Consider the following 18,716-nt stretch of genomic DNA (forward strand, 5'->3'; position numbering starts at 1 on the left):
GCAGTGTCGAACATCCCAATACTCTGAGTCGTCGCCGCGCAACGGTAGCGCGCTGAGTGTTCGTAGGGAAGCGTCAAGGCCTCACATTCAGATACTGGACAGTAACTTTAGGCTTCTTCTATGGAGACGCAGGTCACTCCGTGGTAGGCAGCGGTTTCGCGGCTGCCTGCTGGGCTGCCATCCGGCGTCGCACGAGTTCCTTGAACCATCGGTAGTCGGGCAGTCGTGCCAGCATCGGACCGGTCACCACGGTGATCAACACGTACGCCGTGGCGAGCGGGGCCAGTCGGGGATCCACCCCGTAGACGACCGCCAGGCCGGCGATCACCACCGAGAACTCGCCCCGGGGCATCAGAGCCAGACCGGCACGCAGCCGACCGGGCAGGGCGATGCCCACCCGGCGAGCGGCCAGATAGCCGGTCACCACCTTGGTGAGCATGGTCAGTACGGCCAGGCCGAGGGCGGGCAACAGCACCGGGGGCATGGCGGCCGGATCGGTGGACAGACCGAAGAAGACGAAGAACACCGCGGCGAACAGGTCCCGCAGCGGAGAGAGCATCTGTGTGGCGTGGTGTGCCACCGGGCCGGACAGGGCGATGCCGACGAGGAAGGCGCCGACCGCCTCGGAGACCTTGAGCTCGCCGGCCACGCCGGCGATGAAGATGGTCAGGCCCAGGACGCTGAGCAGGAGGGCCTCGGGGTCCTTCACCGACATGAACCGGCTGATCTCACCGCCGTACCGGATCGCCACGACCAGGACCGCGATCACCGTGACCACCGCGACCCCCAGCGTGCTGAGGCCCGGGATCAGCCCGGAACCGGCCAGCACCGCGGTGGCGATCGGCAGGTAGAAGGCCATCGCCAGGTCCTCGATGACCAGCACGGACAGGATGACCGGGGTTTCCCGGTTACCCACCCGGCCCAGGTCGCCCAGCACCTTGGCGATCACGCCGGAGGAGGAGACCCAGGTGATGCCGGCCAGGACCAGGGCGGCCTTCCAGTCCCAGCCGAGCAGTAACGCGAACGCGGCGCCGGGTATCGCGTTCAGCAGCATGTCGATCAGCCCGGCCGGTGCGGCCGAGCGCAGGTTGCCGACCAGTTCGTCGGCGGAGTACTCCAGGCCCAGCATGACCAGCAGCAGGATCACACCGATCTGGGCGCCGATGGCGATGAACTCCTCGCTCGCCGAGAGCGGGATCAACCCACCGTGCCCGAATGCCAGGCCGGCCAGCAGATAGAGCGGGATCGGGGACAGACCGACGCGGCGGCCCAGGCGACCGAGCATGCCGAGGCCGAACAGGAGCGCGCCGATCTCGATGAGCAGGATCGTCGTGTGGTGCTGCACGGCGCTCAGCCGTCGTCGTCGCCGGCCAGGATGGCGGTGACGCCGTCCAGGCCCTTGCGGGTGCCGACCGCCACCACCACGTCGTTCGCCTCGAACTTGAAGGCGGGACCCGGTGACGCGATCACCTCCCGATCGCGCAGCACGGCCACGATGGAGGCGCCCGTCCGGCTGCGCGTCCGGGTGTCGCCCAGCTTGCGGCCCACGAACGGGGAACCGGCGGGCAGGGCGATCTGCTCGGTGAGCAGACCGGCCGCCTGCTGCCGGAGGCCGGCGAGCTGACCGAGCATCAGGGACGCGCCGAGGACGTCCGCCAAGGCTTCGGCCTCGTCGTCGGTGAGCGGGATCGAGGCCAGACTCGCGTCGGGATCGTCCACGTCGTACAGGACCAGGTCGCGGCGGCCGTTGCGGTGCGAGACCACCCCGACCGTCCGCCCGGAAGAGGTCACCAGGTCATGGCGGACGCCGATTCCCGGCAGCGGAGTCTGTTCCACCCGTACGCGCACGACGCCAACGTTAACCCGCAGATCAGCCGTTTCGTGCCACGAGGTCGGATTACCCCTGGCCCGCTGCGGACTTGTGATCAGATTCAGCCGGTTCCACGGTGACGGCGGGCGGCCGGAAGGCGACCAGCAGGAGCAGGCCGAGCACGCTCAGCGTCAGATTCAGTCCGTACGCCAGACGGAAGCCGAACTCCTGCGCCAGCCCGAACAGCGGAGCCGCCAGGATCTGCCCGATCGGGAAGGTGTTGGTGAACATTGTCGTGGCCCGGCCCGGATAGTGCGGCATCATGTCCTGGAAGTAGGAGATGCCCAGGCCGGAGACCGCGGCGATCAGGATCGCGTTGGGCACCTGGGCCGCCGCCAGCATCCACACGGACGTGGCCGACGAAGCCAGAGCCTGGTACAGGACGCCGCAGACGGCGCCGGCCAGGATGATCCGGCGCAGCGGCATCCGGGTGGAGAGCCAGCCGAAGCCCAGCATCAGCGGGATCTCCAGTGCGGCGCAGAGGCCCAGGAGCAGACCGGTGTCGCCGACCGAGCCGCCCAGCTCGGTGGTGACGAACAGCGGCATGGCCTGGACGCTGAGCACCATCGAGGTCTGCATCAGGGCGAAACCCAGCAGGATCGGGTAGACCACCCACGGGGCACGGGCGGGGGCCTTCTCGCCGTGCCGGGGCGGTGCCGGCGCCTCGATCTCGGGCAGCCAGCGCACCGCCACGAGCGCCGCGATCAGGTACATGACGGATGCGGCGCCGTAGACGTACCGGAAGTCGCCGGCCTCCAGGAGGAACGCGGCCAGGGTCGGGCCGCCGACCCAGGCGATCGAGAACACGGTGCGGAGCGTGCTGATGCCCATCGCGGCTTTGCTGGGATCGTCACGTTGGAGCACCTGTCGCGCGTACGCGAAAGATTGGGGGAAGAGTGACCCGGCGATGGCCGTGGCCGTCGCGGTGAGCGCGAGCAGCACCCAGTAATCCCTGATGAATGCGGTGAGACCGGTGCCGGCGCAGCCGGCGAGGGCGGCGATGATCAGCAGGGTGCGCCGCATCGGCCGGCGGTCCGAGATGCGGCCGATCGCCCAGGACATCGCCACGCCGGAGAGCGAGGCGGTCACCAGGAAGAAGGTCACCTGGACCGGACTGGCCTCGACCGCGGTGCTGAGGAACAGGCCGAGAAACGGTCCCACCACCGCCGTCGCGATGCCGGTGGTGAGGAACATCAGGGCGAGGGGAAGCAACCGCCGCGACAGAGACACGACTCCTGACGGTACGGGTTCTTGCCGGTTACCTGCTCTTTCTGGTGGTGACCGTCACCGTGGCGCGGAGCTGGCGGTGGCGCGGTAAAGTTGAGCGGAACGCGCTCAAGTCTTGGGGAGCTGATGAACACCGAACGTCTGACCACCAAGAGCCGCGAAGTGATCACCGCGGCGGTCGCCGACGCGGGTCGGCGCGGACATGCCACGGTGGAGCCGTGGCACATGCTGTTGTCGCTGCTGGACACGGGTGGATCCACCGCGACGGCGCTGCTGAGGGCGGTCGGAGCCAACCCGGCGGACATTCGCCGTGCCGCCGCCCGCGCGATCGAGCAACTGCCCTCCGCGCGAGGCGCCAGCACCGTCGAGCCCAGCCTGTCCCGTGAGTTCGTCAACGCCATCGGCTCGGCCGACCTGATCGCCAAGCCGCTCGGCGATGAGTATGTGTCTACCGAACACCTGCTGGCCGGCCTGGCCCGGGTCGGCGGCGCGGTGAGCCAGCTGCTCAAGGACGCCGGCGCCACCGAGGACGCCCTGGTCGCCGCGTTCCCGCAGGTCCGGGGCGGGGAGCGACGGGTCACCACGGCCGATCCCGAGCAGACCTACCAGGCGCTGGAGAAGTACAGCGTCGACCTGACCGCCCTGGCCCGGGACGGCAAGATCGACCCGGTGATCGGGCGGGACACCGAGATCCGCCGGGTGGTGCAGGTCCTGTCGCGGCGGACCAAGAACAACCCCGTGCTGATCGGCGAGCCTGGCGTCGGCAAGACCGCCATCGTCGAGGGCCTGGCCCAGCGGATCGTGGCCGGCGACGTGCCGGAGACGCTGCGCGACAAGAAGCTGGTCTCGCTCGACCTCGGCGCGATGGTCGCCGGCGCGCAGTACCGCGGTCAGTTCGAGGAGCGGCTGAAGAGCGTCCTCGAGGAGATCCGCAACTCCAACGGGCAGGTCGTCACCTTCCTCGACGAGCTGCACACGGTCGTCGGCGCGGGCAAGGGCGAGGGCTCGATGGACGCCGGCAACATGCTCAAGCCCATGCTGGCCCGGGGTGAGCTGCGGATGGTCGGTGCCACCACGCTGGACGAGTATCGGGAGCACATCGAGAAGGACCCGGCCCTGGAGCGCCGCTTCCAGCCGGTCGTGGTCGGTGAGCCGACCGTCGAGGACACGATCGGCATCCTGCGCGGGCTCAAGGGTCGGTATGAGGCGCATCACCGCGTACAGATCACTGATGCCGCCCTGGTGGCTGCCGCCAGCCTGTCGGACCGCTACATCAGCGACCGGTTCCTGCCGGACAAGGCGATCGACCTGATCGACGAGGCCGCCTCCCGGCTGCGCATGGAGATCGACTCCCGGCCGGTCGAGCTGGACCAGCTGCAGCGCCAGGTGGACCGGATGCGGGTCGAGAAACTCGCGCTGGAGAAGGAGACCGACCCGGCCTCGGTGGCCCGGCTGGAACGCCTGGTCGCCGACCTCGCCGACCGCGAGGAGGAGCTCACCGCGCTGAACGCCCGGTGGGAGCGCGAGCGCGGCGGGCTGAACCGGGTCGGTGAGCTGAAGAAGCAGCTCGACGAGGCCAAGGCCGCTCAAGAGCGGGCACAGCGGGACGGCGAGCTGCTCGAAGCGTCCCGCCTGCTCTACGAGGTGATCCCGGCCCTGGAGAAGGAGATCCGGGTCGCCGCCGACTCGGAGGTCGAGGACACCGAGCCGCCCATGGTCAAGGAGGAGGTCGGCGCCGACGACATCGCCGAGGTCGTCTCCTCGTGGACCGGCATCCCGGCCGGCCGGATGATGGAGGGCGAGACCGCCAAGCTGCTGCGCATGGAGGAGTCGCTGTCGGCCAAGGTGATCGGCCAGCGCGAGGCCGTCGCCGCGGTCGCCGGAGCGGTACGCCGAGCACGCGCCGGAATCGCCGACCCGGACCGGCCCACCGGCAGCTTCCTCTTCCTCGGCCCCACCGGCGTCGGTAAGACCGAGCTGGTCAAGGCGCTAGCCGGCTTCCTCTTCGACGACGAGCGGGCGATGGTCCGCATCGACATGAGCGAGTACGGCGAAAAGCACTCGGTGGCGCGACTGGTCGGCGCCCCGCCCGGCTACGTGGGGTACGAGGAGGGTGGCCAGCTAACCGAGGCGGTGCGGCGCCGGCCGTACAGCGTGGTGCTGCTCGACGAGGTGGAGAAGGCCCACCCGGACGTCTTCGACCTGCTGCTCCAGGTGCTCGACGACGGCCGGCTCACCGACGGCCAGGGGCGTACGGTCGACTTCCGCAACGCCATCCTGGTGCTGACCTCGAACCTCGGCTCGGCCAACTCCGACTTCACGATGAGCGACGAGGAGCGGCACGACGAGGTGCTGGCCGCGGTCCGGGCCCACTTCAAGCCGGAATTCCTGAACCGGCTCGACGACATCGTGGTCTTCCACGCCCTCACCAAGGCCGACCTGACCGACATCGTCGACATCCAGATCGGCCGGCTGCGTGGGCGCCTCGCCGACCGGCGGCTCGCGCTGGAAGTCGCTCCGTCGGCCGTGGAGTGGCTGGGTGAGCACGGGTATGACCCGATCTACGGCGCCCGGCCGCTGCGCCGCCTGATCCAGTCGGCGATCGGCGACAAACTGGCCAAGGAACTGCTGGCCGGCGAGATCCGCGACGGCGACACCGTGGTGGTCGAGCTGGGCGAGGCCAAGGACGGCCTTACGGTCCGAAGAGGCTGATTGGGTACGCGAAAAGGGCCCCGGGATCTCCCGGGGCCCTTTTTCCTACTGTCCTGCTGCCCGTTGCCGGTAGGCCTGGGTCATCAGTACGTCCGTGATGGCGTGCTCGCCCTCGGCGGACCAGATCCGTATCCCGTCGCGGTGCAACTGGTACCGCACGTCTTTGAACCGTGTCCGGGTGTCGTCATGGTGAACGATCGTCAGGGTGTCGGCGTGGGGCATGGAAGTCACCGGTCCTCGAGTCTGGGGCGGCCGCGGTGTGGTCACGCGGCCTGCCTATTGGGAAAGGTGCCATGAGCCGGTCTGCCTCGGCCCCGGCGACATGTGTGCGGGGCGGGCGACTCGTGCTGGCAAGGCGTGCCGCATCGACGACAGGTCGTTGCTGAGGTCGGCAGGACGCCACGGAATCGAAGTTTAAGGGGCTGCATCCATCCACGTCGCCCCCCGAACGAGCGACGTTTTGCGGTTGTTTGGGGCCATCGTCGCCCGATGTTTCCACACCGTCGCCGACAGTGAGGCCCGGTCGCGGGATATGGCACCAGACCGATACCGTAAATGGATCTAGAGGAGGGCAGCGTGAGCGTTCCCACATATTCATCACCAAATCCGGCGCCACCCGCGCGGCCGGCCACCGTGACGATCTCGTCGCTCCTGCTTTACGGGATCGCGGCCGCGCAGGTGCTGGTCGCCGTCCTCGCGCTCGCCACCCTCGGCGACGTGCAGGAGGCGTACCGGAACTCGTTCGGCAACACCGAGTTCGACGAGGAGCTGACCGGCGTCGTCGCCGGCACGATGGTCGTCGTCGCGGTGATCTACATAATCATCGCGGCCGGGCTCGTCGTGCTGTCGATCTTCAACGGGATGGGGAAGAACCCGTCCCGGATCGTCACCTGGGTCTTCGCCGGCCTCGGGCTGTGCTGCAACGGCCTGTCGCTGTTCGACTCGGTGCCCGGCGCGGTGACCAGCTCGACGACCGAGGGCGGGCCCTCCGAGCAGCAGTTCGAAGCCGACCTGGCGGCCACGCTGCCCGGTTGGTACCAGCCGGCCACGGTGCTGCTCACCGTGCTGACTGTGGCCGGGCTGATCGCGGTGATCATTCTGCTGGCGTTGCCGCAGTCGAACGCCTTCTTCCGCAAGAAGGTCGCCTGGAATCCGGCGGCGCCTTATCCGGGGTATCCGGGGGGTTACGGGCAGCCTGGATATCCGGCTTACGGGCAGCCGTATCCGGGGCAGCCTGGGTCGGCGCCGCCTGGGCAGTACGGGCCTCCCGGTTCTTATGGTCCGCCAGGTTCTTACGGTCCACCCGGCACGGCGCCTGGGCAGTACGGGCCGCCTGGATCGTCGGCCAGTCCCTACGGGCAGCCGGGGGCATACCCGGGGCAGCCTGGATCGCCCGCCGGCCCGCCTCCTGGGCAGCCGCCGTACCCGGGTGCGCCGGGTCAGCCGCCCGGCCAGCCGCAGTATCCGGGCGCGCCGGGCCAGCCGCCATATCCGGGTGGGCATGGAGCGCCTGGTCAGTCCGGCCACCTCGGCTCGCCTGAACAGTACGGACAGCCGGGACAGCCGGCGCCGGGCCTGCCGCCCTACCCGGGCCAGCCTGGCACTCCTGCTTCTGGCGCTCCCGCTTCCGGTTCCCCTGCGTGGGGTGCTCCTGGCACTCCTGCCTGGGGCGCTCCCACACCTGATGCTCCGGCCTCGAGCCCCCCTGCGCCTGGTGCCCCCGCCTCGGGTGCACCTGCCTGGGGTGCGCCGGACGCTCCGGCCTCGGGTGCTCCCGCTTGGGGCGCTCCCGCGCCCGGTGCCCCGGCCTGGGGTCCGCCGGCGTCCGGGGCGTCCTCACCCGACCAGCCGACGTCGAGCGGGGCGCCGGCCAGCGATCCGTGGGCTGCGCCGCCACCCGGCAACGACCAGCCGCCGGCGTCAGACGACCGGCAGCACCGGCCGCCGACCGACCCAGCCTGATCGGAACCGGACCGGACCGCCCACCGGGAGGTCCGGTCCGGCCACGGGAAGGCCCCGCAGGCGGTAGGTTTTTGCCAGCCGACCCTGCGGGAGCCCATCGATGTCCTACGCCGCTCAGCCACCCGTCGCCGCGCCGCCCACCGGCTCCGAGCCGCCGACCGGGTCGGGGCCGGCGAGCGCTCCAGGGCCGGCTTCCGGTTCGCGGCCACCGGCTGTGACGACAGCCGTCGTTCTGCTCTGGACCATGGCGGTGGCCGGCTTGGCGTACGCGATCGGCATGGTCGCAATCGCCCCCGCCACCGTTGATCGTTTCCGGGCCGCGACCAGCGGCACCGACCAGGTCGAGTCGTTCATCGCGGTGATCTGGATCGATGCCGCAGTCGCCGCCGTGGTGGCCGTCCTGGCGATCGCCCTCTTCGCTGTCCTCGGGGTGGGCCTGCGGCGCGGCAGCCGAGTCGCCCGTGGTGTCACCCTGGGCGTGTGCGGCCTCGGCGTCCTGGCCGGTTGTGGTTCCCTCCTGACGATCGCCCTGCAGCGATCCGGTGACGCGTTGCCGGGCTCGGTGGGCGCGGCGCTGGGTGCGGCGTACCCGGACGGCTGGATCAACCTGAACGTCGCTGTGGCGAGCGCTCAGGTGCTTGCGTACGTCGCGGTGGCCGCGCTTGTGCTGCTGGCCCCGCGGCAGTACTTCGGCCACTGCACGGTGACCGACCAGGCGGGCAACGTCGGCGCGTTCCCCGGCTACGGTCAGCCCGCCTACGGCCTCGCCTACCCCCAGCCGGGTCACGGCCCGGCTTACCCCCAGCCCGGCTTCAACTCTCAGCCCGGCCCCACCCCTGCCTACCCGCAGCCCGGCCACAGCTCGGTCCACCCTCAGCCCGGCCACAGCCCTGCCTACCCGCAGCCCGGCCACGGCTCGGTTCACCCTCAGCCCGGCCCGGCTTACCCGCAGCCCGGCTACGGCCCGACCTACGCCCAGCCCGGCTACAACCCGGCCCACTCCCAGCCCGGCTATGGCTCGGCTTACCCCCAGCCCAACGCTGCTCCCGGTTACGGCCCTATCCCGTCCTCCGGCGCCGGCGCGCCAGGTTGTGGACCGGCTCCGGCCTATCCCGGTTCAGGCGCCTACCCGCCCGCCTCCCAGCCCGCCTACGGTCCTCCCGCCGGCTGGGGCTACCCCACCCAAGGCCCACCCGACGACGCGGCTTACATGCGGCCCACGACCCACCAGCCGGGCACCGCCCAGTCACCTGCCACCGACGAGCCTGCCGTCGGCCAGCCCGCCGCCGCGGGAGCCGGCCAGCCTGCCGCCGCGGGAGCCGGCCAGCCTGCCGATGCCAGTCAGCCCCCCGCCGATGCAGGAGCCGGCCAACGCGCCGCCAGTGAGCCCACGGCCCACCGCTCCAATGCGGCCCAACCCCAAACCAAATCGCCCACCGACCCCACATCGCACCCCACGCCGACGCCCCAATCGGACACATCGCCCTCAATCGATGCCGCTCACCAACCCTCCGTAACCGACACCTGGCCGACCCCCGCGCCAGAGTGGGCTGCAGCACATTACGCCCCCAAACCCCACCCGCAATCCGAACAAACGACCAGATCGTCCGAACAAACTGGAGACACCCCGGCCGAACCCGATCAGACTTCGTCTTCGGGACCCGCCGAGAACCCGGAAGACGAGAACCGGTCACAACTCCGGGACTGAACTCTCCAGTAACCTCAGTAGACCGGTCCCGTATCGACGACAGTGGGTCACTCGAACGGGTACGGTCCGTTTCCGACGCCGTCACCCGATCGGCTGTCCGGATAGATCTAGATCGGCCAGACGGTGGTTATTTTCGCCTGGACGGACAGAGGTGTTTTCGGGTTCTCACAGGACCTTCACAGCCCAGTCACCAGGTGATCCTGGGGGCTGCGCGGGTACCGTACGGTCGTTACCTGCTTTGAGCTGCATCTATGGTCACTGGAAAGGTCGAGATCCCTTGTACGATCTGTAAACCTTGTTTACAGAAGCTGGCAAAGCCGTGGGTCAATAGTTCCGTTCCGCCCCGCCGGGGCGAAAGATTCCGGTTTCCTTCCAGCCAGTACGCTCGATGTCATGGAAGCACGGCACGACCTGCGTAAATTCATCACTGAATTGGCCGTCGCGCAGCGTGGCGTCGTGCTTTCATCGGGTCGTGAGCTGTTGGGTCCGGAGAGTGGCGGCCAAATGATCGCGCAGTGCCGCGTGATGGTGTCGATGCGTTCTGTGCCGGGTCATCGTCAGGGGTCGGTGACGCGAAACAATCGACGAATTGACAATGTGGTCCGCCTCACTCCGGAGACGGGGATCGAGAGCTCGACACGGATGGGTAGCGACCAGATGGCGGCTGAGGCGTTGCAGGAGGCAGAGACCGAAGTCGGTGTCGCGGTAAAGGTTGATCGGATGAGTGTGTTGGCACAGACGGCCGACTCGCTGCGCCGATCGGCCGACCCGGCGATCGAAGTCGGCCTTACGGCCTGAAAGTTAGCCGGTTCGTTCCTGCGCACATGCAGGAGAATCGATGCAGTTGGTGGAAGGATGGAGATCGTGGGAACTGCGTTGGCGGAAATGACGATGCCTCAGATCTCGCCGCTTGCCGGCGAGCCGATTGAACGCGCTGACGCCGAGCGCCTGGCGGGAGTGCTGAAGGCGCTCGCCGACCCGGCCCGGCTGCGGCTGCTGAGCCTTATCCAGTCCGCTACGGACGGTGAGGCGTGTGTCTGCGACCTGACGGCTCCCCTGGGCCTCTCGCAGCCGACTGTGAGCCACCACCTGCGGATCCTTACGGAGGCTGGTCTGCTCGAGCGGGAGAAGCGTGGTGTGTGGGCGTACTACCGGCTGGTGCCGACCGCAATCGCCACCATTGCCGACCTGCTGACGCCGCCTCGTAAGCGGGCCACAAAGAAGGCGCGCTGAGGGTTGGACTACGCCTGGCGTCACCGAGCATGGGGGTCGTGACGCCAGGCCGAGGACCTTCGTCGAAGCGGATCGAGGAGGAACGGTGAACTACGTTCCCGGCGACCTGCGTGATCAACTCGCGCACGTGGGTTACGACGTGGTCCAGGCCGGCCTTGTGTGTGGATCGGGCGGCAACCTGTCCGCCCGGATCCCTGATGAGGACGCCATCTGGGTCACCGCGAGCGGCTCGTGGCTCGACCGGCTCAGCCGGAACACTTTTGCGCCGGTTCGGATATCGGACGGCGAACCCGCGATGGTCGGCACCATGCCGCCCCCGCGGATCGAGCCCACCAGTGAGCTCGCACTGCACCTGGCGCTCTACCGCGCTCGCCCCGACGTCAACGCAGTGGTCCATCTGCACCCGCAGACGGCCCTGCTGCTGGACGCACTGGGCGAGCACATCCGGATCGTCACCACCGATCATGCGTACTACTTGAGGCGCGTGTCGATCGTCCCGTTCCGGCTGCCCGGCAGCACGGAACTGGCAGCACTGACCGCGGCCATGGCCGCGGACGGCACCGACTGCCTGGTGCTCAGCCAGCACGGTTGCGTCGTGATGGGCGACTCCGTCGAGCTCGCTCACAAGCGGGCCCGCAACCTGGAAGAGGCCGCCGCGCTCACCTATCGAGCGCTGACCGCCGGCCGGCTGGAGAATCTGCGCGACTGCCCGGAGGAGTTCGTCGAGCGCCTTCAGGGCACGAGCGGGCCCGTCACGGTCTGAGCTCCCAGGGTCCAGGCGGGCTTTCCGGTTACGGATTTTCCTCGGTACGCCTAGCCCGTCCCCGGAAATCCACACCGTCCCCGAACTACCACGCGATCACCTGCCCGCTCCAGGCCGCAGCGCGGCCGCCGGGCTTAAGCAGATGCGTCCGGGGAAAGCTGACGATCACCCCACCACTCCGAACCGAGGGTCGGGTTCACCACACAACGCGAACGGCCGGCCCGGTGATTCCGGCCGGCCGTTGCTGTGGACGGTGCGCTCGTCAGTTACGCGGCCACTGCTGATCGTCGTGAGCCGGCGGCTGCCCATAGCTCTGTTGCTGCGGCGGGTACTGCTGACCGTACTGTTCCTGACCGTACTGCGGCTGTTGCTCGTACCCCGAATGGGTGGGCTGACCGTAGGTGGGCTGCTGGCCGCCGTAAGGCTGCCCGTAAGCCGGCTGACCATAAGCGGACTGCTGGCCGTAGGCCTGCGGCTGCCCGTAGGTCCCCGGCTGCTGGCCGTAGCCGGCCGGCTGACCGTAACCGGGCTGCTGGTCCTGGCTGTCGTGGTGGTGGTGGTGCTTCTCGAACTCGTCGTGCGCGGCGTCCGCGAGGCCCGCCACCGTGGCCGCCGCGACCACGCCGATGGCGGTGGCCGGCTCAGCGATCTTGAGGCCGTGCTTCTTGGCCCGGCGTTCGCGCAGGATCTCGATGAGGATGGGCAGCACCGAGATCAGGATGATCAGGGCGACCACCGGCAGGATGTAGTGGTCGATCTGGTCACCGATGGCGGCGTAGATCTGCTCGGCCAGCAGGTAACCGATGAGGATGATGCCGTCGGTCCAGAGGACGGCGCCGACCACGTTCCAGATGAAGAACTGCTTGGCGGGCATGCCCAGCGTGCCGGCGACCGGGTTGAGGAAGGTCCGGACGATCGGGATGAACCGGGCGAGCACCACGGCCTTGGCCGGGCCGAACTTCTCGAAGTAGTACTCCGCCTTCTCGACGTACTCCTTCTTGAAGAGCTTCGAATCCGGCTTGTCGAACATCCGGCGCCCGTACTTGGCGCCCAGCCAGTGCCCGAACTGCGCGCCGGCGATCGCGCAGATCGGCGCGCCGATCAGCAGGCCGGCGATCGACAGCTTGGCGCCCTCGCCGAAGATCGAGTCGGCTACCGAGGAGGCCGCTACACCTGCCAGGAACAGCAGCGAGTCGCCGGGGAAGAAGAAACCGACCAGCAGGCCGGTTTCCGCGAAGAGGATCGCCAGCACGCCCGGCAACCCGAAGGCCTGCAGCAGCTCCTTCGGGTCCATGGGGTTCAGCGCGAGCGGCTCGGTGAGCGCTTGGATGTCCACGGGGAGCCAGGGTACCGGCCCTGCGCAGGCCGGTACCCCGATGAGTGCGGTAGATGCCGAGAACTGGCCGGACGGCTCAGAGCCGTGGGTCGACCGGCTCCGACTCGGCGGCCAGGATGGCGAAAACCAGCTCGTGCACCCGCCACGGCGGAGAGCCCTCGGACAGCCGGTCCAGCGCCGCCAGACCCAGCCCGTGCTCACGCAGCGCGAGCGCGCGCTTACGGCCCAGGTTGCGCTGCCGGAGCCGGTCCAGCTGTTCCGGCCGGGTGTACTCGGGGCCGTAGATGATCCGCAGGTACTCCCGGCCGCGGCACTTCACTCCCGGCTGCACCAGCCGGCCGTTGCTGTCCGTCGCGGCGAGCCCGGCCCACGGTTTGACCACCATGCCCTCGCCGCCGGCCGCGGTCAGCGTCAGCCACCAGTCGGTGGCGGCCGCTTCGGCGGCCGGATCGGCGAGATCCACGATCATTCGCCGAGTCGGCGTGAACAGCTCCGCGTCTGCCGCGACCAGGCGGTCCGCGAGCGCCAGGTGCCAGTTGTGGTCCTTTTTCGCGTACGAGTTACCGGCGCCGGCGAGCACCGCGAAGGGAGCGAGCGTGACGCCGGTGAGACCGTCGGTCGGTTTCACGTAGGACCGGTACGCCGCCGAGTAGCCGTCGATCTCCGCCGACCGTAGCTCCAGTCGATCCCGCAGCGCAGCGACGTCGAGTCCGCGAGCCGAGGCCTGGTCGAGCAGCGCCAGCGCGGCCGGCAGAGCGGCCCGTCCGGCGGCGCCGACTCCGGCGTAGTGATCGCGGATCAGCGAACCGGCCTTCGCCGACCAGGGCAGCAGCTCGGCGTCGAGCAGGAGCCAGTCGCTGCCCAACTCGGTGAAGATCGGCTCGGCCGCTGCCCGGACCCGGGCGAGCAGTGGCTCGTCCAGCTCCGGTCCGAAGAACGGGCGGCCGGTACGCGTCCAGATCGCGTCCCCCGCTCCGGAGGCGGAGACGCGCACCACGGCCCGCGAGCCCATGTGTTTCTCCTCGCAGACCACCCGGTCCACACCGGCGGCCCGCAGGTCGGCGAAGGCGGACGACGGGTGCTCGAGGTAGCCGTCCACTGTCGAGCTGGAGCAGGGCGCCATCGTGGGCGGAAGCCAGATCAGCGTCTCCGGGTCGACCGAGAACCGGCCCATCACCTCCAGAGCGGCGGCGGCATTCTCGGCGGGGACGGTCGTTCGCCCGTACCCGTAATCGATGTGCCTGCGACCGGTCACGTCCGCAATGTCCAGACCCTGCTCGGGTTTGGTCGCGACCGTGACCAGCGGTCGCACCGGCGCGTAGTACTCCTTGGCCGCCGGCACCGGGACCACCTCGCGCTCCGGCCAGCGCAGCGCGGTCAGCGCGCCGCCGAAGACACAGCCGGTGTCCAGGCAGATCGTGTTGTTGATCCACTCCGCCTGCGGAGTGGGCACGTGGCCGTAGACGACCGCCGCCGAACCGCGGTAGTCGTTCGCCCAGGGATAACGGACCGGCAGACCGTACTCGTCGGTCTCGCCGGTGGTCTCCCCGTAGAGCGCGAAGCTGCGAACCCGCCCGGACGCCCGCCCGTGGTACGCCTCCTTGAGCCCGGCGTGCGCGACCACCAACTTGCCGTCGTCGAGCACATAGTGGCTGATCAGCCCGTCGATGAAGGCGCGGACCTCGGCGACGAACTCGTCGCTCTCGGCGGCGAGCTGCTCCAGGGTCTCCGGCAGGCCGTGGGTGAGCTGGACGTTGCGGCCGTTCAGCTTGCGGGCCAGCTTCTGCTCGTGGTTTCCCGGTACGCACAGCGCGTGCCCCGCCTTGACCATGCCCATGACCAGGCGCAACACCCCCGGCGAGTCCGGACCGCGGTCGACCAGGTCGCCGACGAAGACGGCCTTGCGCCCGTCCGGATGCACCGCGTCGACAGGCCGGCCCTGCTCGTCCCGGACCAGCTCCCAGCCCAGCTTGCCGAGCAGCACCTCCAACTCGGCTCGGCAGCCGTGTACGTCGCCGACGATGTCGAACGGCCCGTGCTCGGCGCGCAGATCGTTGAACAGCTTCTCGTAGCGGATCTCGGCGGCGGCGATCTCGTCCACCCCGCGCAACACATGGATCTTGCGGAAGCCTTCCCGGGCCAGCTGGTTGAGGGATCGCCGCAGGTCACGGTGCATCCGGGCGAGCACCGGACGGCCGAACGTACGGTCCTCGCGCGCCTGCGTCCGCTCCCAGGCCAGCGGCTCGGGCACGTCCAGCACGATCGCCACCGGCAGCACGTCATGCTCGCGGGCCACCTTGACCAGGCCGGCCCGGGCATGCGCCTGCAGGTTGGTGGCGTCGACCACGGTGAGTCGCCCGGCCGCCAGCCGCTTCCCGGCCACGTAGTGCAGCACCTCGAAGGCGTCACCCGACGCCGACTGGTCGTTCTCGTCGTCGGCGACGAGGCCCCGGAAGAAGTCCGAGGAGAGCACCTGGGTGGGCTTGAAGTGGGCGCGGGCGAAGGTCGACTTGCCGGAACCGGAGATGCCGACCAGGGCGACGAGGGAGAGCTCGGGAACGTCGAGGATCATGCGGTCACCTGGAACAGTGCTAGTTGGGTGGGGGAGCCGGTCGTCTCGTCGGGGTCGCCGACACCACGGATCGTGACGGCGTAGCCGTAGGTTTTCGAAATACTCTCGGCCCACGCCGCGAACTCGGCGCGGGTCCACTCGAAGCGATGATCCGAGTGCCGCATCCCGGCCAGCCCTTCGTAGTGCACGTTGTACTCCACGTTCGGCGTGGTCACGACGACCGTGCCGGGCCGGGCGTGACCGAAGACGGCGGCTTCGAGAGCGGGCAGGCGGGGCAGATCGACGTGCTCGATCACCTCCATCAGCACCGCGGCGTCGAAATCGCGCAGCCGGTCGTCACGGTAGGTGAGCGCGGTCTGGATCAGCCTGATCCGGTCCCGCTGCCGTTCCGGCAGGCGGTCCAGCCGCAGCCGGCGGGCCGCCATCTCCAGCGCGCGGCTGGACACGTCGGCGCCGACGATCTCGGTGAACTGCCGGTTCTTCACCAGCGCGGTGAGCAGGGCGCCACCACCACAACCCAGATCGAGTACGCGCGCCGCGTTCACCTCGGTCAGCGCGGCGATCACCGCGTCCCGCCGCTGCTCGGCGAGCGGCGCCTTACGCGCCACCGGCAACTCGGCCTCCTCCTCGGTGGCCGGCTCCTGATCGGCCTCGAGCAGCTGCAACGCGGTAGTCGTCAGCGCCCTGCGGTGGGCGAGGTAGCGACGGGCGATCAACACCTTCTCCGGGTGGCCGGCCAGCCAGCCCTCACCGGAGCGCAGCAGCTTCTCGATCTCATCCGGGGCGACCCAGTAGTGCTTGGCGTCGTCCAGGACCGGAAGCAGCACGTAAAGGTGGTTGAGGGCGTCGGCGAGCCGCAGCTCACCGGTCAGGGACAGCTCGACGTAGCGGCTGCTTCCGCCGATCTCGGGCTCGAGCGGGATCGGGGCCGTGTCGACGGCCCAGCCGAGCGGGGTGAACAGGCGGGTGACCAGGTCGGTGGTGCCGCGCAGCACGGGCACCCGGATCTGCAAGGGGATCGGGGCGGCGGCCAGCTTCGGCCGATCCTTGGAGGCGCCGCGCAGGGCGCTGCGGAAGACCTTGGCGAGGGCGCTCGCCAGCAGGCTGGAGGCGGCGTACGGGCGGTCGTTGACGTACTGACTCAGCTCGAACGCGTCCTTCTGCGCGCGTAGGCGCCGGGGGTCGACGTCCAGCAGCAGGGCCGCGGTGCACCGGTCGTCGGTCGCCTCCGGGTACATGACGTACGCCGTACCGGTGGGGACGTCGAACGTATGGACCCGGTCTGGATGTTTGACCAGCAGGTATCCAAGATCCGTCGCGGGCCGGTGTGTGGTCGTCACGGTGAGCAGCACGCGGTCGATGGTGTCAGCGCCGGGCCGATCCGGCGATCGATTTGCCATCGGCCGCAATGATTCCGTGGGCCGGTCCCGTCGTAGAAGCGGAGGTGCCCGTGACCTACGAGGAGTTCGTCGACAGCCGGCTCAGCGCGCTGCTGCGCTATGCCGTGATGCTGACCGGTGACCCGACCACCGCTCAGGATCTGGTGCAGGAAACCATGGTCCGGGTCCAGCTGAATTGGCGGCGCGTGGCGCGCAGCGACTCCCCAGACGGCTACGTCCGGAGGATGCTCACCAACCAGTTCATCGACCTGCGCCGCGGCTCCTGGTGGCGGCGCGTGCTGCTGCGAGCCGATCCGGACCCGGCCGTCGCGTCCCCCTCCGACCATGCCGACCAGAGTGCCGAGCGCGACCGGATCTGGGGTCTGCTCGCCCGCCTGCCACGCCGCCAGCGAGCGGCACTCGTCCTGCGTTTCTACGAGGACCTGCCCGATCAGGAGATCGCCGACATCCTCGGCTGCGCCGTCGGGACGGTCCGTTCGTCCATCTCGCGAGGGCTCGACGCGCTTCGCGCGGAGTTGGTGGAGGCCCGATGACCACGATCGAAGAGGAGCTGCGTGCCGCGTTCGAGCGACACGAGACCCTGACCCCGGCCACCGCCCCGGTGCGGGCTGAGATCGACTTTGCCTGGGGCCGGGCGAAACGCCGCCGCACGTGGCGCCGGGCTGCCGGTGCAGCGGCCGCGGTGCTGTTCGCCGGCGCCGCCGTGCCCGCGGTGCAGGCCGGTAGGCACGGCGATCGGGCAGCCGTCGCGCCGGCGGCGATGAGCGGGTCTCTCGACGTCCTGCTGCTCGGCAGCGATCACCGGAGCGGCCGCGCGGCGGACAACCGGCGTGCCGACACCTTGATGCTGCTGCACCTGTCAGCCGACCGAAGAAAGGCCTTCATGGTGAGCCTGCCCCGCGACGGCGCGGTGCAGGTCGACGGGCACCCAGGGGCCAAACTCAGTCACACCTTGCACCTCGGCGGGCCCGAGTTGACCCGCGAGGTGGTGGAGGATCTGTCCGGCGTCGAGGTGGACGCGACCGTGACCGTCGACTTCCGGGCTCTGCGGGCGGTCACCGAGGCGGTCGGCGGTGTGCCGGTCTGCGTCCGGCAGGGCATCCCCGCGCAGGGCGGTCGCAAGGAGATCAAGCCGGGCTGTCAGGACATCGGCGCCGACGACGTCGGTCCCCTGCTGCAGGGTCGCTACCGGCTGAAGAGCGGCCCCTACGACCGAGATCGGAACAACCGCGCCTTCCTGCGCGCCCTCGCGGAAAAGGTGATCTCACAGGGATCGGAGCTGAGCCGGCTGCAGGCGCTGCTCGGCGCGGCGAAAGATGGCGTCGACATCGACGGGGACACGCTCGCACTGCTGCGAGTGGCCGCCGCGCTCGACAAACCCGAGGTGATCGGCATCGGGGCACCGACGTTCAGCACGATCGACAAACGGCAGATGAGCGAGGAGATCTACCCCGAGGTCGGTCCGAGCCTGTTCGCGGCGATCCGCGACGACCGGCTGGCCGAGTGGGCCGCAGCCAACCCCGGATACGTGGACGGATGAGCCCGCTCTCAGCGGTAATCGTCGTCGAACTCGACGATCCGCCCCTGTTCCTGGGCGTCCCACTCGTTGGCCTCGGTGATCGCCGGGACCACTTCGGCCTCGTCATCCTGCCAGCTCGGGACAGCGGTCCTAGCCTGCTCCGCGGCGTCGACCTCGGGCGTCTCCACGTCGACTTCGTCCATCGGGCGCGTCATCTCGGCTTCCCTCCGTTGCCGGGTCCCATCCATGGTGCGCGTTCCCCGGTTCCGATGCCGCACAAACCGGCATGTGCCAACAATCGGCGGAGTGTCACCACGGAGAGCGAACAGAACAGCGGCACCACCGGCTGCAATCCGCCCCAGAAGTGTGGACATGCCCCGAGGTCGGCTGTCCCCGGCGAGGCATCTGCCGGGA

16 protein-coding genes are annotated in these 18,716 nt (G+C 69.4%); 8 read left to right on the forward strand and 8 right to left on the reverse strand.

Annotated features, from left to right (window positions below; genetic code table 11):
• Positions 1–133: 133 nt before the first annotated feature.
• From OHA21_RS39970 to OHA21_RS39980, 3 genes are all read right to left on the reverse strand, one after another.
• Positions 134–1,285, reverse strand: a complete 1,152-nt coding sequence (locus tag OHA21_RS39970; protein WP_442875201.1) for a cation:proton antiporter — start codon at positions 1,283–1,285, stop codon at positions 134–136.
• Between the two features lie 65 nt (positions 1,286–1,350).
• The gene (locus tag OHA21_RS39975; RefSeq protein ID WP_328464173.1) at positions 1,351–1,848 is read right to left on the reverse strand and encodes a cation:proton antiporter regulatory subunit; all 498 of its coding nucleotides are present in this window, start codon (positions 1,846–1,848) and stop codon (positions 1,351–1,353) included.
• A 49-nt stretch (positions 1,849–1,897) separates the two neighbouring features.
• Positions 1,898–3,100, reverse strand: a complete 1,203-nt coding sequence (locus OHA21_RS39980; RefSeq protein WP_328464175.1) for a sugar efflux transporter — start codon at positions 3,098–3,100, stop codon at positions 1,898–1,900.
• Between the two features lie 123 nt (positions 3,101–3,223).
• Here OHA21_RS39980 and clpB point away from each other — a divergent pair, with 123 nt between their 5' ends.
• Positions 3,224–5,809, forward strand: a complete 2,586-nt coding sequence (gene clpB / locus OHA21_RS39985; RefSeq protein WP_328464177.1) for an ATP-dependent chaperone ClpB — start codon at positions 3,224–3,226, stop codon at positions 5,807–5,809.
• Between the two features lie 45 nt (positions 5,810–5,854).
• On the opposite strand, the gene OHA21_RS39990 is transcribed toward clpB, so the two are convergent.
• Positions 5,855–6,040 (reverse strand): hypothetical protein, encoded by a 186-nt coding sequence (locus OHA21_RS39990; RefSeq protein WP_328479085.1) that lies wholly within the window; start codon positions 6,038–6,040, stop codon positions 5,855–5,857.
• 345 nt (positions 6,041–6,385) lie between these two features.
• Between OHA21_RS39990 and OHA21_RS39995 the strand changes: the two genes are divergently transcribed.
• From OHA21_RS39995 to OHA21_RS40015, 5 genes are all read left to right on the forward strand, one after another.
• The gene (locus OHA21_RS39995; RefSeq protein ID WP_328464180.1) at positions 6,386–7,771 is read left to right on the forward strand and encodes a hypothetical protein; all 1,386 of its coding nucleotides are present in this window, start codon (positions 6,386–6,388) and stop codon (positions 7,769–7,771) included.
• A 259-nt stretch (positions 7,772–8,030) separates the two neighbouring features.
• A complete protein-coding gene (locus tag OHA21_RS40000) occupies positions 8,031–9,479 on the forward strand; it encodes a hypothetical protein (RefSeq protein ID WP_328464182.1) in 1,449 nt (482 codons plus the stop codon).
• A gap of 393 nt (positions 9,480–9,872) precedes the next feature.
• Complete coding sequence (locus OHA21_RS40005; protein ID WP_328464184.1) at positions 9,873–10,277, forward strand: hypothetical protein; 405 nt, start codon at positions 9,873–9,875, stop codon at positions 10,275–10,277.
• Between the two features lie 57 nt (positions 10,278–10,334).
• Positions 10,335–10,712, forward strand: a complete 378-nt coding sequence (locus OHA21_RS40010) for an ArsR/SmtB family transcription factor (protein ID WP_014440216.1) — start codon at positions 10,335–10,337, stop codon at positions 10,710–10,712.
• An 85-nt stretch (positions 10,713–10,797) separates the two neighbouring features.
• Positions 10,798–11,475, forward strand: coding sequence for a class II aldolase/adducin family protein (locus OHA21_RS40015; protein ID WP_328464186.1), 678 nt, complete (start codon positions 10,798–10,800; stop codon positions 11,473–11,475).
• Between the two features lie 262 nt (positions 11,476–11,737).
• Here OHA21_RS40015 and OHA21_RS40020 read toward each other — a convergent pair whose 3' ends face one another.
• The 3 genes from OHA21_RS40020 to OHA21_RS40030 form a co-directional block, all read right to left on the reverse strand.
• A complete protein-coding gene (locus OHA21_RS40020) occupies positions 11,738–12,811 on the reverse strand; it encodes a VTT domain-containing protein (protein WP_442874976.1) in 1,074 nt (357 codons plus the stop codon).
• Between the two features lie 76 nt (positions 12,812–12,887).
• Positions 12,888–15,383, reverse strand: coding sequence for a polynucleotide kinase-phosphatase (locus OHA21_RS40025; protein ID WP_328464188.1), 2,496 nt, complete (start codon positions 15,381–15,383; stop codon positions 12,888–12,890).
• A complete protein-coding gene (locus OHA21_RS40030; protein ID WP_328478835.1) occupies positions 15,380–16,735 on the reverse strand; it encodes a 3' terminal RNA ribose 2'-O-methyltransferase Hen1 in 1,356 nt (451 codons plus the stop codon). Before OHA21_RS40030 ends, OHA21_RS40025 begins: the two co-directional genes overlap by 4 nt.
• A gap of 98 nt (positions 16,736–16,833) precedes the next feature.
• Between OHA21_RS40030 and OHA21_RS40035 the strand changes: the two genes are divergently transcribed.
• On the forward strand, positions 16,834–17,316 hold the full coding sequence (locus OHA21_RS40035; RefSeq protein WP_328464190.1) for a SigE family RNA polymerase sigma factor: 483 nt from the start codon (positions 16,834–16,836) through the stop codon (positions 17,314–17,316).
• Entirely contained in the window at positions 17,313–18,323 is a 1,011-nt protein-coding gene (locus OHA21_RS40040) for an LCP family protein (protein WP_328464192.1), read from the forward strand. The genes OHA21_RS40035 and OHA21_RS40040 overlap by 4 nt, the downstream gene beginning before the upstream one ends.
• Before the next feature lie 8 nt (positions 18,324–18,331).
• Here the strand turns inward: OHA21_RS40040 and OHA21_RS40045 are convergent, their stop codons facing one another.
• Positions 18,332–18,517, reverse strand: a complete 186-nt coding sequence (locus tag OHA21_RS40045; protein ID WP_328464194.1) for a hypothetical protein — start codon at positions 18,515–18,517, stop codon at positions 18,332–18,334.
• Between the last annotated feature and the right edge of the window lie 199 nt (positions 18,518–18,716).

Origin of the sequence: Actinoplanes sp. NBC_00393 (genome assembly GCF_036053395.1) — a bacterium.
In the GTDB taxonomy this organism is placed as follows: domain Bacteria; phylum Actinomycetota; class Actinomycetes; order Mycobacteriales; family Micromonosporaceae; genus Actinoplanes.

What these genes read in the sequence shown, in the direction of transcription:
- OHA21_RS39970 (WP_442875201.1), bottom strand. Translation starts at nt 1,285, where the DNA reads ATGCTCGGTCGCCTGGGCCGCCGCGTCGGTCTGTCCCCGATCCCGCTC.
- OHA21_RS40045 (WP_328464194.1), bottom strand. Translation starts at nt 18,517, where the DNA reads ATGACGCGCCCGATGGACGAAGTCGACGTGGAGACGCCCGAGGTCGAC.
- OHA21_RS40025 (WP_328464188.1), bottom strand. Translation starts at nt 15,383, where the DNA reads ATGATCCTCGACGTTCCCGAGCTCTCCCTCGTCGCCCTGGTCGGCATC.
- clpB (WP_328464177.1), top strand. Translation starts at nt 3,224, where the DNA reads ATGAACACCGAACGTCTGACCACCAAGAGCCGCGAAGTGATCACCGCG.
- OHA21_RS40010 (WP_014440216.1), top strand. Translation starts at nt 10,335, where the DNA reads ATGGAGATCGTGGGAACTGCGTTGGCGGAAATGACGATGCCTCAGATC.
- OHA21_RS40040 (WP_328464192.1), top strand. Translation starts at nt 17,313, where the DNA reads ATGACCACGATCGAAGAGGAGCTGCGTGCCGCGTTCGAGCGACACGAG.
- OHA21_RS40005 (WP_328464184.1), top strand. Translation starts at nt 9,873, where the DNA reads ATGGAAGCACGGCACGACCTGCGTAAATTCATCACTGAATTGGCCGTC.